This window comes from Rhizobium sp. SVR5-2C (genome assembly GCF_056755115.1).
This window is the reverse complement of record NZ_JBNDHT010000272.1, coordinates 1-2,233: the sequence shown is the minus strand read 5'-3', so window position 1 is coordinate 2,233 and position 2,233 is coordinate 1. Positions and strand designations below refer to the sequence as shown.

3 protein-coding genes are annotated in these 2,233 nt (G+C 57.5%); 1 reads left to right on the top strand and 2 read right to left on the bottom strand.

What is annotated here, in order from left to right:
• Positions 1 to 60: 60 nt before the first annotated feature.
• On the bottom strand, positions 61 to 789 hold the full coding sequence (locus tag ACPYOI_RS35480; protein WP_481415196.1) for a hypothetical protein: 729 nt from the start codon (positions 787 to 789) through the stop codon (positions 61 to 63).
• A gap of 147 nt (positions 790 to 936) precedes the next feature.
• On the opposite strand from ACPYOI_RS35480, the gene ACPYOI_RS35475 reads away from it, so the two are divergent.
• On the top strand, positions 937 to 1,692 hold the full coding sequence (locus ACPYOI_RS35475; RefSeq protein ID WP_481415286.1) for a membrane-anchored protein: 756 nt from the start codon (positions 937 to 939) through the stop codon (positions 1,690 to 1,692).
• Here ACPYOI_RS35475 and ACPYOI_RS35470 read toward each other — a convergent pair.
• On the bottom strand, positions 1,658 to 2,233 hold a 576-nt coding region (locus tag ACPYOI_RS35470; RefSeq protein ID WP_481424098.1), incomplete at its 5' end, for an ELM1/GtrOC1 family putative glycosyltransferase. The genes ACPYOI_RS35475 and ACPYOI_RS35470 overlap by 35 nt on opposite strands.

The window sequence follows — 2,233 nt, the reverse complement described above, 5'->3', positions numbered from 1 at the left end:
TTGACAGTCCTACACCCCACGGCAAGCCTACGGGAAATACGAGGAAAGGCGTCGTTGTATCTATCGCAGCTCAGACATGCCTGTCACCAGCCTTATTCCGGTCTCACGAGATAGCTCCGGCTCTGTCGTGACAACATTGGGGAAGCTACTGAGCTTCTGAAGCACATACCGATCCTCGTCTATCTGCTTCCTGAGCTTTCCGACCTCGTTGTAGGAATGCCCCATTTTCACAACCGAGATGCCGGATAGCACCACCGTTGGCACGCCCAGGAACAGCGCATAACAAACGCTAGCGACGCCATTCGTTGCCTTGCCATAGCGCCCAATGTCCTGAGGGATGGAGCCGACGATCCGGCGGACGATCGCATCACGCTCATCCTTGGTGGCCCGCTTGAGGCTGCCGACCCTGACGGCCGGCTTCAGCAACAGCCGAAGACGCATCATGAACAACGGGGCGGTGTGAAACCAAAGCAATCCGCGGGTGCGCAACCGCGGATGCTCTTTCCAGGTTTTCCTCCGCTTGCGTATTGTCAGGTCGGCTGGTCCCAGGCCCAACATTTCTGCCGTTCGGCCCGCGTTGTTAATGTCGACCCGGGCGCAGTTTCGCAGAATGTCCGATGGGAGAGTGGGCTCCGGTGCCGAACCCAGTATGAGCCAGGGCCGATCCAATATTCCCAGCTTCGTAAGCCAACGTTGATGTTCGAACTTTATAGTTTCTAGCGTGGCTTCATCGGGCGAGCGTGATTTTCTGCTGCCTTTGACGCTCTTTAGAGCCGGGTCCATCGCCATCGCAACTAATTCCGTTTTATCGTGTGCCTGACATATATTATCGAATACTACATTCAGTTTGAAAAAGGTATCGACGTTCGCTGCGGGCGGCCGTGACGGTGGCTGAAAACGATCGAATGATCGGAAGGAGATGAGCGGTTGGGGATCGTGCGCCGGAAACTGTTCGAGGCAAAACAGTGGCTTTACCGCTTCATCAAATACCAATGGCTAAGGCCAAAGCCGTGGGTGGATCCGACACTCGCGGATAAGAAGGTGGTGGTCGTCGGTTCTGCGCCTGTCGCATCCAGGCCGGTGGGCTTGGATGGCTCGTATCGCCTGATCACGATCAATGCGGCGCAGCAGGCGCTTGAGCGGTGGGGGATTTCGAAGCCCGACATCACCGTCATGATGTTCAACCAGATCGAAGGCGAAAACACCAACGCCCGCGAGGTCCGCAGGGTCCTTCAAGCCAAACGCACAGGCACGCTCTACTTGATGCTGTGGAGGCATGGCCTTTCGCGGCTGGAGGCCGGATTGAAGCGGTTTGACTACGGCTACGACGAACTTCACATCATTGACCGCTATCGGCGCGTTGCGTTGGTACGGGCGGTCAGCGGTATCCTCAACTTTGAGCTGGATGCATCAACGAAGTACTCGAATGGAGTGATTGCCGCGATGTTCGCGCTTCATAGCGGGGCGTCGTGCGTCATCCTGAGCGGCATCAATCCTCGCTCCACCGGCCACGCCTATAACAGCGAGAATCTCGTCCGGATGCATGGCGATACCGACTTTCGGATGCTCAAGACATTGATGAGCCTCCGCTGCCCAATTTATACGGCAGACCCGGAAGTCGCGGAAACGACGGGATTGCTGTTATGGCGGGGAGAGCCTAGCGAGCAGGAAGGCTCATTTCGTCGCGGATGATGGCGGACAGCCTCGCAGCTTCATTCAGCGGTTTGTAGTCGTAGGGTTCGAGGCTTCCTTCGAAAGGTCTTGTAAGCCGAAGGGTCTGCTGCAAATCGCGGTGGAAGCGCTCGAATTTCTCAAGACGCTGACCTGGGATCTTGGTGAGGTCCAATGAATAGACCGGCTTTCCGGATGCCAGTGCTTCGCACGGCATGGTGATGGAGTCCTTCGCGATGAGGTAAGCGTCCGCAGCGGCAACAAAGTCGAGATAGGGATTTGGAAGTGCGCCGTCCCAAACCTGGAGGCGGTTGCTGCGGAGCCTCAGCAGCTGTTCAAGTGTCGCCTCGCTCGACCGCCGCGACGTAGAAACCAGCACGCGCCAACCTTGCTCCTGGAGATGCGTCACGGCGCGGACGATCGAGTTGAGTGCCAACTGGTCGTACTCGTAAGCACCATTCGCCCCGCCCACAAAGACACCGGCAACCTTGCCGTCATCAGGCGAATAGGTCGCTCGCGCAGACGGACGCCGTCCTTCGATCACGTGCGGACTGAGCCGGTG